Origin of the sequence: Paenibacillus sp. FJAT-27812 (assembly GCF_001273905.1) — a bacterium.
Lineage (GTDB): Bacteria > Bacillota > Bacilli > Paenibacillales > Paenibacillaceae > Pristimantibacillus.
Map to the genome: position 1 here is coordinate 5,622,399 of NZ_LIGH01000001.1, position 16,500 is coordinate 5,638,898.

Genomic DNA, 16,500 nt, shown 5'->3' on the forward strand with positions numbered 1-16,500 from the left:
CATGATAGAAGGATCTAATCATGGAGGTAATCAAAATGGAGCTTATTAAAGCAGATGTAACCGTCGTAGGCGGAGGTATTGCTGGGATATGCGCTGCCATTGCTGCCGCACGCCAAGGGCTGCAAGTATCACTTATTAATGATCGGCCGGTTCTTGGGGGAAATGCGAGCAGCGAGGTCAGGGTTCATATCAACGGGTCGGCATATCTCGGAAACAGTCCGTCCTATTATGCACGCGAGGGCGGGTTGGTGGAAGAACTCAAGTTGAAGATTTTTCACTACAATCCGTTATACAACAAGAAGCTTATGCTTTCGCTTTCGGATACGGTCTTGTTGGATATGGTCTATGATGAGCCTAACATTTCTCTATTTCTGAATACATGCGTGCATGAAACGGGCATGGAGAACGGCAGAATTAAATGGGTGGAGGGCCTTCAACTCGCTTCCGAAAGAAAATTTCGTTTTGAAAGCCGAACCTACATCGATTGCTCCGGAGATGGAATTGTTGGATATCAAGCAGGTGCTCTCTTCAGATGGGGGAGAGAAGCGAAGCATGAATATGAGGAAGAATTGGCTCCTGAAGTGGCGGACCATTACACCATGGGGGATACGATCCTGTTTCAGGCCCGTGACGTAGAATATTCCGTTCCATACAAAAGGCCTGGCTTTGCGTATGATATTACGAAGTTGGCCTTTTTCGAAAGTATCAAAAAAGGTTTGAACCATCGGGCTTTTCCAAGAAAAATCAACGGGCTTGGCGGATTGTGGTGGCTGGAATACGGCGGTCATATGGATATTATCAAAAATAATGAAGACATCGCATTGGAACTGCGGAAATTGGTGTACGGGATCTGGGATTATATCAAAAATAGCGGCGAATTTGATGATGTGGACAATCTCATCTTGGATTATGTATGCCCGATTCCGGGAAAGCGTGAGTCAAGGCGGTTTATAGGGGAACATATGCTGTCTCAGAACGATCTTACAGCAAAGCCGCATTTCGAAGATGCTGTATCCGTCGGAGGATGGTATATGGATTTACATGCAAATAAGGGCATCTACGATGAGGGGCCGGCTACAGCATGGAATTTCGTGCCTGGATTGTACAATATCCCGTTCCGCAGTTTATATTCACGAAATATCCCTAATCTCATGTTCGCCGGTCGCAATATAAGCGCTACCCATGTGGCTTTCGGATCTACAAGGGTAATGGCAACCTGCGGTTGTATGGGGCAGGCGGTTGGAACGGCTGCTTCGTTATGCTTGAAATATGAGGTAGACCCCGCGGCCATAGTCGAAGCTCATATGGGGGAGCTGCAGGCGCTGCTGCTTCGGGACGGGCAAACGATCGTAGGGCTTCAAGAGGAATTGGATCCTTACTTCGCTGACGGATTAACTATTCGTGCTTCGTCTCAGCGCAGCTATGACAATCTTCATCCAACCGAAGAGATTTCCTTGGAGAAAGGGTTATGTTTGGCCTTGCCGATTCAGACATCCGTGGCTGAAAGCGTACGGATCAAAATTAAAAATAGGTCCGAGCATTCGGAAACGCTGCATGTGAAGCTGTTTGGCGGGGAACGGAAGGAAAACTACATTCCCACCAGCGAGCTGAAAGACTATCGGTTGGTTATTGCAGCCGGTCATGATGACTGGATTACGCTAGAGCTCAGCTGCAAGAAGCCGGCTGACGACAAAATCTACATCGTATTGGAAGGTACGGCGGGCCTTGCCGTATACGTCAATGAAGAGAAAATGACAGGAGCGGTCAGCTTCCAGTATAAGCCGGAAGAGCCGTCCAGGCTGAAGAAATTCAATAAGAGCATTTGCTTCAAGGATCTGTTGCCATCCCAGAATATGTATAATCCCGAGAATGTCGTCAACGGCTTCTCCAGACCTTATGGTCTGCCGAACGGCTGGATTTCTGAACGTACGGAAGGACAGGAATGGTTGGAATTCTGTTTTGCTAGCCCCAAAAATGTAGACGAAATCCATCTAGTTTTCAATTCGCAGCTGAATTTGGAGCATTTCGACGATCCTATCGAGCCGCTTATCCAAGATTATGATGTGACCTTGACCTTTGAAGACGGAACCGAGAGTGAATTTAAAATCCGTGGGAATTATCTTACGTTGAATAAACATAAGGTGGATGCAAAAGGTGTAACCCGAATCAGGTTTAATTTCTGCGCAACTTATGGTTCTCCTTATTATGAAGTTTTTGCTGTAAAATGGTTTGCTCCTAAAACGCTAAGTGAGGTCAGGTGAAGTCGCGATGCAGGAATTTTTCCCTCGAAGAGGGCTCCCAAATGTCATTCAGAAGTTGGAAAATGGGGAAACAGTAACAATCGTCTATTTCGGCGGCAGTAATACGCGTTCAGAAGGATACAGGGTCATGACGGCGGATTGGCTTAGAGGGCATTATCCGAATGCGGATATCCGCTCTGTGAATGCAGGCATTTCCGGGACAGGATCGGACCTCGGCTGCGCCCGTTTGGAGACAGATGTACTGCGTCATCAGCCTGATCTAGTTTTTGTTGAATTTGTTGGTAACGATGGCGGAGTTCCCGAATCAAAGGCACGGATCGAAGGAATTGTCCGTCAGATCCGCAAGCGGAGCCGGTTTACCGATATCCTGTTCGTTTATACGCTGAAGGAGCGGGATGTGGTCCTATTTCAGTCTGGGGAATACCAGAAGGGAGCTCTCATGCAAGAGGAAGTTGCCGATTATTACGGCATTCCTTCGATTCATCTGGGCGTAGCCGTCAGTCAATTGGTGTCCGAGGAAAAGCTTATTTTCACCTCAAGGGAAGATATGTCCATTCCCGGTGCCGTTATTTTTACACATGATTCGATCCATCCGACTATTCCCGAAGGACACCAGATTTACACGGATACGATCATCCGGTCATTTGAGAGAATTAGCGAACTTCGAGGTCGCGTGGGAAGGGTCGAACATAACTTGCCTCAGGACCCTTTGGTCCCGTCCAATCCTTGGGAGTATGCGACCATGCTGTCGCTGGATAGTCTTACTCATTTTTCGGCAGGATGGTCTTACTTGACTCCCGATGATTTTGCTTTAGCGCGCGAGTACAATTGGTTGTTCCCCGGCCTATGGCGAGCAATCGAGCCTGGAGAGGCTATCACGGTGCAGTTCGAGGGTACCCATATCGGGTTATTCGATATCGGGGGGCCTGATTCTGGCAGATTGAAGGTGTCGGTGGATGGCGGGGAACCATTTCTAGTCGATCGGTTCACACCACACAACGATCATAATCGAAATCAGTATGTATTCTTGCCGGAGCTTCCGAATGGGAAACATACGGTTCGCTTCGAAATCGATACCGAGAAGACAGACAAAGCGGCATTTTTTGAGGCATGCGGCAATGAACGAAGCAGAGAGCATGTTCGGCAGAATCCGGACTGGTACGATCAAACGGTGATCCAGCTTGGGAAGCTGTTATTGGTGCAGCCGCCACTTTAATTGATCATTTAGCTTTGTCCACTTGGAAGACCTACATCCTATCTGACTGCGGTTGAGCGGTCAGTTAGGCTGTAGGTTTTTTTTACTTAAGATCTTATAAGAAATTGTTGAAATTAAAGAAATTTCACGGTTATGTGACATGCTATCATAAAAATCACAGAGCGGGATTTTGCCAGAAGGATAAGGCTAATTGCTTCTTTACGATCTTCGAACAAAGGAGGGCATCATTGTTTTGAAAGCGTTATCAATCTAAGGGAGGCTGTGAGTTGTATGATAAAAAGGAAGCTGTTTTTCTTAATCGTTTTCATTCTGACGATATTAGTTCCTTTCAGCCTAGTCGGAATAAGGACCGCAAATGCGGAGACCTTGCCGTATAAGACGATTATCATCGATGACGGGAGCATCACGATCAATGATGTTGTGACACCTGATGCAGGTAACGAGAACAACGGTTATTCGGCTCCGAATTGGACCACAAGTACAGGGGTAAAGGGATATGATAACTCCAGCTCCAAATATACGAGTACAGCAGGCAGAACGATATCATGGAATCCACGATTGGAAGCGGGAACGGCGAGAATATCGTTATACAAGCTGAACTGGGAGGATAAGGCGGATAGCAATGTAAAAATAGAAATTGTTCACAATGGCACGACGGATGTTCTCTTTATGGATTTTAGACCTTCTTTTGGCGCTCCTGCGGGATGGGTTGATTTGGGAGAGTACTATTTTTCCGGGGTTGGTGAAGAGTTCGTTAAATTGACTCGGTCTACCAGCACCACGAGCGCGATACTTACGCGTGCTGATGCGGTCAAGTTTGAAGGGAACATTCAGCAGAAGGAGCCGCATAAGACGATCATCATTGATGATGGAAGCATCACGGTTGATAGTCTCGTCACCGTTGATACAGGTAACGCGAATAACGGGTACTCCGCTCCTTATTGGACCACAAGCGCGGGAGTGAAGGGATACAATAATTCCAGTTCCGCATATACGGATGCTGTAGGAAGAAGCATCACATGGAATCCACGCTTGGAAGCAGGAACGGCGAGAATATCGTTCTATAAGCTTGATTGGGCGGATAAAGCAGATAGTAATGTAAAGATTGAGATTGTTCACAACGGCATTACGGATGTCATGTTTATGGATCTGAGGCCATCGTCAGGACCATCTGTCGGATGGGTGGATTTGGGGGAGTATTATTTCAGTGGCGCTGATACCGAATTTGTCAGGCTGACTCGAACGCAACCTACGACCGGCACCATCATTACTCGGGCCGATGCGGTCAAGTTCGAAGGAAATATCCGGCAGCAAGCGCCACCGTTGCCTCCGCTGCGCAGCCGCACATTGACGAATCTCAGCTACACGGAAAAAGGCAGCATCGAAAACGCTAACTATAAGGCGACCTTCTATGAAGCAGCATGGGATGGAGGCAAATCCATCGTTCGTGATTTGTTCTACAAGGACACGGAGACGGGGAACTGGGTGCCAATAAATAATGCGGCGGAAAGACTTGAGGAGCAATGGGTCTTATTGGATGGGAATGCGGGGAGTCGAACCAATTATTATGATACGATGAACAAACGCTGGATTACATTTGACGAGATCCATTTTCCCGACAGCCACACGGCGGTATTAACCGATTCTTTGCATGGAAGCGACTACGATTTACAAGTGAACTGGTCCATGGCAGGGGACAAACCAGATGTTTCCTTCGCCTTTACACCTCGCCGGGATGGCAATTATGTGATTGGATATCAGTCTTTCACAACAGAGCTAATCTCTGGCGTTAATGAAGTGTTAAATGGTTTCAGGTCGCACGCAAAAATGGTAGGCACAGTGGAATCAACAAGCTTGAGAGAGCTGAGCGCTCCGATGAGTCTGGTTGAGAAGAATGACGGCGCGGGAAACACATTGTCGTATGGCATATTTGTTCCGTCAGAAGAGCTTCCGGTTGAATTTGAACCGACAGGAGGCGTTACGAAACAACGTCTTGGGATGAGTCTTGTCAACAACGAAGGCAGCGTGCAGCCGATCCTTTATGCTCCTCAGCTAGGAACTTACTCGCAAATGACCGCAGAAAGCACCTATCAATTTCATATGGGGCTAATCGCGGATAACAGCAGTCTATATGAGGTCTACGAGGATATTCTTCGCAGCGAATACGGTTATTCGGCATACCGAAAAAATGTCGCCGATCAGTCGCTTACTGACGCGATGTTCAATATGATTGATCTCCTTAAGATAGAGCCGCAAGGTGACGACTCTGTTGATTATGTCCCGTCACCTAGCGGGTGGTGGAGCCGCGCCAAGGGCTTTATTGATATCGAGAACGAGGATAGCGTTCGGACAACATCGAATGCGGTTCTTCTGGGGGCTTACTATTTGACCGGGGATGAGCAGCTTTACGATACGAGAGCGCTGCCGTCCATCCAGTATGGTGTATCTCGAAATGGTATCGGTTGGTCGCCGACGCAGAAGAAAGTTTACGGCGTGCCTTCGCTATGGAAAATGGCAACCCTGCCGTTCGATGTTTCAAGCGTATCCGCTGTCAATCAAATGATGGGTACTTCGGCAGGAATTGAGGCGCTGGCGCAGGAAGAGTACCTTGTGCGTGATCCTGACCAGAAAGATCGGGGGCCTGTCATTCAGCCCCTTATGATGTATCGTATGACGGGTGACGCGCAGTATTTACAAGCTGCCAAGGCTGCAGCCGACAGCTATATCATTCAACATATCGATACGCCTGCAACCGTGAATGTGAGCAAGAATGAGTTTATTTATTATTATAGCAAGCTGTGGATGGAGATCTTGGAGCTTTACGAGGAAACGAAGGATCCCAAATACTTAAATGCCGCGTACAAGGAAGCCAAACAGTACGCCACTATGTTCATTGCTCGTCCTGTTCCTGAAGGCACCGTTACGATTCCGCAGCCTGAGACATATAATTACGCGGAGTCGTTCCACTGGCCGGAAAGCGGTAAATACGAATATCCTAGGAGCAAGCTCCCAGAAGATGTAGCCGGAGGCGTACAAGCGGACAGTTGGCTTATTTCACAGAGCGGATTGACGTTTGAGGCGGGAAGTACAACCGGCTATTATCGGATGAATGCTCAGGAGGCTCCTTTCATGCTGAGGTTGTCGCTCTATACAGGTGATAAACTGCTGCAGGATATCGCACATAATGCGGTCATCGGACGATATTCCAGCTATCCTGGTTATTACTATAAGGGCTTCGCCGTTAGTCAGCTTGAGCCGGATTTTCCTCTGGAAGGTCCAAGCGGGGCTACATCTATCTATTATCACCATATACCGGCGCAGCTCGGGCAAACGATGGATTATCTGATCAGCGAACAATCGTTGAAATCGAATGGGAGTATTACATTTCCTTCCGTATTTGAAACTAATTTTTTATGGTTCAAATATCATCTCTATGGGAATAAACCAGGAAATTTTTACGGTAATTCCGACGTTTGGCTCTGGATGCCCAAGGGGATTATTCAGACCAACCATCCTCAATTGAACTGGATAACGGGAGAGAGCGGGAATAAATTCTACATCGGGTTAAGCAACGAATCGTCAGCTGAAGTTCAGACTGCGATCGAATTGAATGAACAAATCATTGGGTTCAACCCGGCACAAGATTATACCGTAACCATCATCAACGACAATGGCACACCCGAACAAGCGGTTATAAGGGGCGGAGTCATTCAAGCCACGGTTTCAAGCAAGGGAATAACCGCTATCATTGTAGAAGGACTCAACATTGATGTGCCGCTGCACCAGGTCAGAACTGCTGATACTTCGGATGCAAGCTATTTCTTCGATATCCACAGTCCAATAGATGCGGTTAAAGGCATGCTGATCGTCAAGCCTGATGAAACGGCCTACGATGCTTATGTGCAGGCAAAAACGACGAAACCAGCGACGATCCATTATTCCTTGGATGGCGGGGCTACGTATACGACCATTCCGGATACGATATATCCGATGGAATGGTCGATACGGGTAAACGATTTATCCCAAACCTTCACTTATTATGTGGAATCGGACGGGAAACAGACTCGCAAGCGGACACTCTATCTGCCTGCTCATGTAACGGCAACGCCAGTCCAACCGGATTGGCAGCATGGTTCATCTATCATTGTGGATAACACGGAGACGGAGACAGAAGGCGTCTGGATAAGGGATACAACGGCTAACGACTACTACTATGATAACTATGTGTATGCCAAATCGACTGCCGGCACAGCGACAAGCAGAATGGTATGGCGGCCTGAGCTGCCGGAAAGTGTTACTTACAGTGTGTATTACAAGCTTCCGCAAATAACAGCTACCAGTGAAAATTGGGCAACGAATGCCTCATTTACCGTTTATTACAGCGGGGGCTCCGAGACGGTTACCGTTGATGAGACTACGGCCAATGGGACTTGGGTGCATTTGGGTAATTATCCTTTTGCAGCAGGCGATAGCGGGTACGTGGAATTAACCAATAAGGCCAATAAGTCACGAGTCGTTGCCGATGCGATGATGTGGATGGACCCGAACAAGATGCCGCAATTGGAGTCTGCGGTGATCCTGTCGGATCGGGCCGAACTGCAGATGACCCAAACCGCACAACTGAGCGTAACCGGCTATTTGGATAACGGTCTGATTGGCGATCTCACACAGGCAAATGTACACTATTTCGTTGATCGAACCGACCTGGCTGAAGTGGACAGCAGCGGATTGTTGACCCTTCTAAGTCTCGATGGGGAAACGGATCGCATTGCGGTATGGGCCACTGTGACGATAGACGGGGTGACCTTAACGACACCGCATTTGACAATAACGATCAGGGACCTGACGGTAATCGTCGACAGCACGAATACGACCGGGTTATACACGACGGAAGGGTCTTGGAGCCAAAGCAATTTAGCCGGGTACAAAATTGGTGTTAAGTCCCGTTACTCAACCGTTCAAGGCTCTTCGGCGACGTGGAAGGCGAAGTTTCCGGAGGGAAGATATACGGTCTCCATCTACAAGCTCGTCCATACAACGGCAAACGATAATCATGTCAAAGTAGAAGTGAAGCATCAGTCGGTTACCGAGAGCACATACATCGATGCGACAGCCGGCACATCGGGTTGGGTGAATCTTGGAACGTTCGACTTTGCAGGAGACGGCAGCGAGTATGTTCGTTTAACCAGGGAGACACCAACAACTGTAGATCCGCCAACCCTTCCTGCCGATATGATTTATACGAGGGCTGATGCAGTCAAGTTCGAGCGGCATTCCGTTAGTCCGGCGCTGCTTGCAAATGGGGCGCCAGGTAAACCGACGCTTTCGAATAATAGCGGTGTTGCGACAGGCTTACATGACGGCAATTATGAGGTTACGATGAATATGTGGTGGGGAAACAATGGCTCCTTGTATAAGCTGTATGAGAATGGCCAATTGATCCAAACGAAGTCACTGACCGATGTTTCGCCAGCATCCCAGACTTCCATTAATTCTATTCAAGGTAAGCCGAATGGAACCTTTGTGTATACATGTGAGTTATCGAATTTGTATGGAACGACTTCATGTGACCCACACACCGTCACCGTGTCTGATGCAAATCCCGGCAAACCTGTGTTGACCAGCGACAACTGGGATCAAGATGGGAACTATACCATTACCGCTAATATGTGGTGGGGCACGAACGCAGCGCAGTATCGATTATATGAAAATGGCGAACTTATTGAAACGCGGCCTTTATCTTCACAAACACCACGTGCTCAATCGGCTATTACACAAATTTCGGGGAAAGCTCCTGGCATTTATCAATATCGCGGCGAGTTTATGAATGGAAGTGGAACAACGGTAAGTGATGTTATACAAATTATTGTAATATAACCCTAAGAGCTGAATGGATGAGAAATATCCATTCGGCTCTTTTTTCTTGAAATTTAGGTTGAACGATGCAAAATCCCTTGAGGTTTGGTAGCGGGATTTTTGTTCATGAACGTATTATAGTATAACGACCTCATGTTAAAATATAACAGTATTGATAAGTAGCTATTTATATGGATTTTTCTTCATTATTTCCACGAGCGGAAGCAAAAATGCACCTCGCGTGTTGGCTCAACAAGAGATATCCGATGTTAAGGAAGGCCCAGCACCCGAATTCTGGGATTTAGGCACATCACCTTAAGGAGGTCAATGGGAAATGACATTCATGCATAGACTATCGAACAAGTCGATTCGGTTCAAACTGATTGTAGGCTTTCTCGTATTCGTCATTCCTTTACAGCTTCTGCTTATTTTTGATAACTATTACGCGATGAAAGTCGTTCGCGAGCAAGTGGCCAACTCCAATCGGCATTTGGCAGCCTTATACATGGATCAAATGGACCGGAATATGGAGGAGGTCGATAAGTATTTACGAAAAATGGTCGCTTTTGAAAGCGATTTAATTAAGCTGGATACACCGGAAGAAGTGAACAGCGATGAATATTTTTTGGCGAAGATCAATCTATTCAATAGTTTGGAACGGGATATTAATAATTACAAAGAGATCGATTATCTATTCGTCTATTCATCTGTCAATGAAGAGCTCATCACGAATCAGCCGTCCGAAGAGACGATAGATCAACTGAAAACGATCCGGGCAGGGATGATTCAGATGCTTCGCGAGAGGGAAGGTTTCCAAAAGCAGGATTTCGAAAAATGGTTTCCCTACAAAATGAATGAAGACTATTACATCGTTAAAATACAAAAAATCGGGAAGGTGTATATCGGCGGATGGGKGAAGGCATCGAAGCTGATGAAACCGCTCAGCTTGCTGGATATGGGACCGGAAGGGAAATCGCTGCTTGTCACGGAAAACCTCGAACCGATGAACGACAATGCTTTCGTGGATAACGACGATGACTATTTAAAAGTCAGTACGCAATCCGAGCAAGGTCATTTCTCCCTGTTGATCTTGATCCCATACAGCGCCATCTTGGAGCATCTCCCGTTTCTTCAGCGCATTTGGTACCTGGTGATTTTGGGAGCCCTAATCATTTTACCGATTTTTTATATTTTCTTGCGGCATATCATCTTGCTTCCGATCAACCGTATCGTGACAGTTATGAGGCGAGTTCGCGACGGCAATCTGGATCATCGGGTCGAACGGCATCCCGTATCCTTTGAGTTTGAACTGATGAATGAGGTGTTCAACAGCATGGTGTCGCAGATCAAAGCCTTAAAAATCGCCGTCTATGAAGAGCAGCTGCTTATCCAGAAAGCGGAGCTTAAACATTTGCAGCTGCAAATCAATCCGCACTTTTTTTTGAATGCGCTGAATACGATCTACAACTTTGCTCAATTCCGAAACTATCAAATGATCCAGGAAATGTCGGAGTACTTAATCAATTATATGAGATTCATGTTCCAGAACAACTTGAAGTTCGTTACTCTGGAAGACGAAATCGCTCATACCCGCAATTATTTGCAGATCCAGTCGATGAGGTTCCAAGAAGGGTTTACTTATCAGATTAACGGTGACGAATCGCATTCAAAAGCATTAATTCCTCCATTGGTCATCCAAACATTCGTAGAGAACACGATTAAACATGCCATTACGATGGATGAATCTATCCGGTTGACCGTGGATATAGAGCTTTGCGTGGATCGGGAGCCACATCTATGCATCGTGATCCGGGACACGGGGAGAGGATTCTCAAAAGAAGCGTTAAGCGAATGGCAATCGGAGATCGACACTGCCCATGAAGACAAAGGGCATATTGGCATATGGAATACGAGGCGACGATTACGGTTGATCTACCAAGGACGAGCTCGATTGATCATATCCAATCATCCAGACGGGGGAGCGAGGGTAGAAATTCAGCTGCCGTTCATGCTTGAAGATAACGCCTGAGGAGGAATATCATGTATCAATTACTGATCGTTGACGACGAAATCCATGCGGTGAGAGCCGTTCAAGCTGGTGTGGATTGGGCGGAGCTGTCGATCTCCCATATCCATGTGGCCCATAATATTAAGCAAGCGATGGGGATATTTGGCGAGCATCCGATCGACATCATGATTTGCGATATTGAGATGCCCCAGGGAAGCGGGATTGAATTGTTGTCATGGGTAAGGGAGCGGCATTCGTTAACGGAATCTATATTTTTGACCTGCCATTCCAACTTTACCTATGCGAAGGAAGCTCTCCAACTGGGAAGCCTTGATTATATGCTCAAGCCCGTTAAGTTCCATGAGCTGCGATCTGTCGTCCAAAGAGGGGTAGAGAAGATTAATGTAAAAAGGGCAGAGCACATAAGCAAGGAAGCGAGCCAATATTACGCCATGTTATGGCATACGAACCGGCCCATCTTAATGGAGCGGTTCTGGCAGGATGTGATGGACCAGCGAGTGTCATCGAATCCGGAACGGATACGGGATGTTCTGCAGAGCAGGAACCTTCCGATCAAGGAAACGGAATCTTTCTTGCCGATCATGATCTTTGTTCAGCGCTGGGCGGAGAAGTTGAATTCCCGGGACAAGAAGCTTATGGAGTATGCACTTCGAAATGCAGCGGACCATTTGATCCTGCACGGCGATGAACATAGTCAGTTGGTACGCATAAGCAGCGACGTGTTTGTGGCGATCCTACCCGCAGTCGCCGGGAGAGATCGTCACATTGAGGATATGAGACAGATTTGCAAAGTCTACATTGAGTCGTGCAACCGGTATTTCCGCTGCGATATTTCGTGTTATGTGGGCGATCAAGGATTGGTACATGAGATGGCGACCCGATATGACAGTCTTATTCGCTTGAAGGACAGTAACCTGAATCGGAGTAATCACGTTTTTTTCTTGAGCGAGGATATGAAGAGCTCGGAATCGATCGATGTCATCCAAATGAACGTCTGGTTAAAGATGCTGGAGCAGGGCGCGTATGACGCTATTCTCTCCGAATCAGAACGCTATTTGAATTCGTTTAAGGAAGTCGGGGGATTGAAAGCGGAGGTTCTGCAGCAATTTTTACAGAATTTCCTGCAGATGCTTTATTACTTTATGCAATTCAAAGAATGGCAAGCCTATCAGGTACTGGGAGAAGCGATGGCTACGGAGCAACTGTCGCAGGCTGTACGTTCTGTGACTGATCTGCAGGCCTGGGTGAAGCATGCGCTGGAGCAGACGATCAATTACTGTTATCTATCTGAGGATACTCGCACGGTAATGGATAGAATTAGAACCTTTATCAAGCAGCATCTTGATCAGGCTATTTCAAGAGAGGATATTGCCAGACATGTCAATTTGCATCCAGACTATTTGTCCAGACGGTTCAAAAAAGAGACAGGCAAATCTATTGTGGAATATATAGTTGAAGAGAAGATTGCGATGGCCAAGGAGCTGCTTGTTACAACCGATATGTCCGTAAGCGATATCGCATTATGTGTAGGCTATTCGAATTTTTCTTACTTCTCAAAGGTGTTTAAGCTTGGGGTACATATGAATCCGAATCAGTATCGCAAATCAAAAGGTCAGAATTGTATCAATAACAGGTCAGTTTAGTAGTGGTTCGACAGAAGCGCTCCAAGCTACAATGTAATCAAGGAACCACCATTACATTGCGGGAAGGAGGGCTACAATGACATCATGGTTAAGCGGCATGAACACGAAGAAAATGAAGAAATACAAAATGCTTTATCTTATGCTGATCCCGGGTGTCGTCTATTTGCTTATTAATAATTACGCCCCAATGCTCGGAGTAATTATCGCCTTCAAGGATGTTAACTTCGCTAAGGGCATTATGGAAAGCGATTGGGTTGGGCTCAAAAACTTTGAGTATTTGTTCAAAACAGAAGACGCTTACATTATTACGAGAAACACAATTTTGTACAACATGGTGTTTATTGTCCTTAATCTTGTTGTTGCTGTAGCATTGGCAGTTTTATTGAATGAATTGAAAAATCGTTTCTTACCCCGGTTTTATCAAAGTGTCATCTTGCTTCCGTATTTAATGTCATCGGTTATTATTGGTTATCTCGTATATTCGTTTCTCAGTATGGAAACGGGACTCATTAACAATACGTTCCTTCCGCTGTTGGGACAGGACGGAATTATGTGGTACAACGATCCAAAGTATTGGCCCTACATTTTAACCTTCGTCAAAATATGGAGTACAGCAGGATACTTGAGCATCGTTTACTTCGCGGCTGTAGTCGGTATTGACCAGGAGTACTATGAGGCAGCGACGCTCGATGGCGCCAATAAGCTGCAGCAAATTTTAAAAATTACAATCCCGCTTATTACTCCAGTTATCATAATTATGACATTACTTCAAATTGGACGTATTTTTTATTCTGACTTTGGTCTGTTCTATCAGGTTCCGCTTGATTCAGGTGTCCTAATGCCAACAACCAATGTTATCGACACCTATGTCTACCGGGCACTGCTCAAAAACGGAGACATCGGCATGTCATCAGCGGCAGGGCTATATCAATCCATTGTTGGATTTATCATCATTCTCATTTCTAACTATGTAGTTAAGAAGATTAACCCGAACAATTCACTGTTCTAAAAAAGGAGTGAGATGAAAGGATGACAAGTAAAACGGAACAGTGGATGATTAACAGTGTCTTTATCGTAATCTCTTCTCTTTGCCTTATCCCTTTCATTCTGCTTGTTGCATCATCTATGTCGAGCGAGAATTCGATTATCCAGAACGGCTACTCGTTGTTCCCGGCAGAATTCAGTCTGGAGAGCTACAAGTATTTGTTCAAGGAACCGACTATGCTGATTCGGGCATATGGCATATCGATTGTCGTTACCGTCATTGGGACGGTTGTAAGCTTGATCATAATGACGTTACTCGCTTATCCGATCTCTAGAAGGGATATGCCGCTGCGGAACACGATTTCTTTCTTTATCTTTTTTACCATGCTGTTTAATGGAGGACTTGTTCCTACCTACCTCATGTATACGAATATATTCCAGATTAAAAATTCGCTATTTGCACTGCTTATTCCCGGATTGCTTGTAAGCGCATTCTTTGTGATTTTGATTCGCACTTTCTTTACAATGAATATTCCGAGCGAGGTTATCGAGTCAGCTTATATGGATGGTGCAAGCGAAATGAAAATCTTCGCTCGAATCGTTCTGCCGTTGTCTACCCCGGTATTGGGTGCTGTCGGTTTATTCCAATTAATACATTACTGGAATGACTGGTTTAACGGTCTCATTTACATTACGGACAGCAAGCTCTATAGCATACAAGTATTGCTCAATACGATTCTATTGAATGCGCAATACTTGGCCAGCAACATTCATTTTGTTGATGATTTGGGGCCAGCAGAAGGCATTCCCAACAATGGCTTGAATATGGCGATAGCCGCAATCGGCGTTATCCCGATCCTAGTGACCTACCCATTCTTTCAAAAGTATTTTGCAAAAGGACTTACCGTTGGTGCAGTCAAAGGGTAAAGCTATCCTCAGTTCTAAAACTGCTAGCATATTTTTAAAATGGGAGGGTCTTGTATGCGTAATAGAGTAAGCATCCTGTTATTGATCATGACAATGTTGACCACACTGCTGGCAGGCTGCGGCAAAGAATCGAACCCAGCCGCTCCAGTCGTCGGAGAAGAGGAAGCGACTGACAGCGGTGAAGGGAAGCTGGCGCCTTATGAGGTCAAGCTAGTATTCTATGGACCGGCTCAGAAGGATTTGGAATTAGTAGAGCAAGAGATGAGCAAAATTACGCTCGAAAAAATCAATGCGACAGTAAAGCTGGAAAGAATTGAACCGGCAGCATGGGATCAGCAAACCATTCTTATGCTCACGGGAAATGAACAAGTCGATTTAATCGTGACGGGAAACACGGCATTTTCAAGACAGGTAGCGCAAAAACAATTGCTGCCGCTTGACGAGCTGCTTAAGTCCCATGGTCAAGACATCCTTAAAGTCTTGCAGCCAGAAATATTGGAAGCGACAAAGGTTGACGGCCAAATCTTTGCCATTCCAAGCATTAGAGACTTTGCAGCCAATGCCAACGTTATGATGCGCAAGGATCTGCTGGATAAATATAATCTTGATGCAAGCACGATAAAGACGCTGGACGATTTGGATCCGTTTCTTGAAACCATTAAAAAGAATGAACCTACGATTACACCGCTTGGCAAGCCAGGCGCCGCCGCTCCTATTATTAATCGTGTGCTGGAAACGAACTGGGACGTACTTGGGGACTACATTGGCGTGTTGGAAAAAATAGACGGTCTTAAGGTTGTCAATTTATTTGAGACGCCAGAGTACGAAAAGCTGATAAAAACCGTTAGACGCTGGTATGAGGCAGGTTACATTAGCAAGGATGCGGCGACGAGCAAAGAAACAGCAGTCGATTTAATAAAGGCGAATATTGGTTTTGGAGTCATTCAAAAAGGCAAGCCGGGTGCGCTTGCGCAGACGGAGCAACGTGTAAATACGAAGCTTGAGCTGATCAATCTAGGCAAGCAGATGACAAGTACAACAAATATTACAGCTATTATGCTCGGAATTCCTACCAATTCCAAAAATCCAGAGCGGGCCATGATGTTTTTGAACCTGCTGAATTCGGATCGAGATTTAATCAACCTGCTTGACTGGGGGATTGAGGGCAAGCACTATGTGAAGGTTGGCGAGAAATCAATTGATTTCCCACCTGGCGTCGACGCGACAAACAGCGGGTTCAACATGCGGCAAGGATGGATGTATGGTAACCAGCTCTTATCTCATACTTGGGTAACCGATAATCCTAATCTATGGGAAGAAATGGATCAATATAATCGAGAGTCCACAAAGTCTGCAGCCTTGGGCTTCTCCTACAACCCATCGCCGGTAAAAACTGAATTGGCAGCGATCACAAACGTTGTTCGCCAATTCCAAAGCGGCCTAGAGAATGGAGCTCTTGATCCGGAAGTCAATCTACCTAAGTTCAACGCCGCGCTTCGTGCAGCAGGCATTGATAAGGTTATTGCAGAGAAGCAAAAGCAATTGAATGAATGGGCAGAAAAAAACAATAAATAAGGAGATGAA

General features: G+C 46.1%; 8 protein-coding genes. All 8 read left to right on the forward strand.

The genetic code is table 11. The annotated features are described in order from the left end of the window. Positions 1 to 20 precede the first annotated feature (20 nt). Complete coding sequence (locus ADU23_RS23860) at positions 21 to 2,261, forward strand: FAD-dependent oxidoreductase (RefSeq protein ID WP_053376028.1); 2,241 nt, start codon at positions 21 to 23, stop codon at positions 2,259 to 2,261. Between the two features lie 7 nt (positions 2,262 to 2,268). After that, on the forward strand, positions 2,269 to 3,477 hold the full coding sequence (locus ADU23_RS23865; protein WP_053376029.1) for an SGNH/GDSL hydrolase family protein: 1,209 nt from the start codon (positions 2,269 to 2,271) through the stop codon (positions 3,475 to 3,477). Between the two features lie 270 nt (positions 3,478 to 3,747). Then, the gene (locus tag ADU23_RS23870; RefSeq protein ID WP_053376030.1) at positions 3,748 to 9,354 is read left to right on the forward strand and encodes a golvesin C-terminal-like domain-containing protein; all 5,607 of its coding nucleotides are present in this window, start codon (positions 3,748 to 3,750) and stop codon (positions 9,352 to 9,354) included. A gap of 313 nt (positions 9,355 to 9,667) precedes the next feature. Further along, the gene (locus ADU23_RS23875) at positions 9,668 to 11,362 is read left to right on the forward strand and encodes a sensor histidine kinase (protein ID WP_053376031.1); all 1,695 of its coding nucleotides are present in this window, start codon (positions 9,668 to 9,670) and stop codon (positions 11,360 to 11,362) included. A gap of 11 nt (positions 11,363 to 11,373) precedes the next feature. Then, positions 11,374 to 13,005 carry a response regulator transcription factor gene (locus ADU23_RS23880; RefSeq protein WP_053376032.1) on the forward strand — a complete coding sequence of 544 codons (1,632 nt, stop codon included), beginning with the start codon at positions 11,374 to 11,376 and terminating at the stop codon, positions 13,003 to 13,005. Positions 13,006 to 13,081: 76 nt separating this feature from the next. Next, positions 13,082 to 14,014, forward strand: coding sequence for an ABC transporter permease (locus tag ADU23_RS23885; protein ID WP_053376033.1), 933 nt, complete (start codon positions 13,082 to 13,084; stop codon positions 14,012 to 14,014). Between the two features lie 20 nt (positions 14,015 to 14,034). Then, a complete protein-coding gene (locus tag ADU23_RS23890; protein ID WP_053376034.1) occupies positions 14,035 to 14,916 on the forward strand; it encodes a carbohydrate ABC transporter permease in 882 nt (293 codons plus the stop codon). A gap of 54 nt (positions 14,917 to 14,970) precedes the next feature. Then, positions 14,971 to 16,491, forward strand: coding sequence for an ABC transporter substrate-binding protein (locus ADU23_RS23895; RefSeq protein ID WP_053376035.1), 1,521 nt, complete (start codon positions 14,971 to 14,973; stop codon positions 16,489 to 16,491). The last annotated feature ends 9 nt before the right edge of the window (positions 16,492 to 16,500 follow it).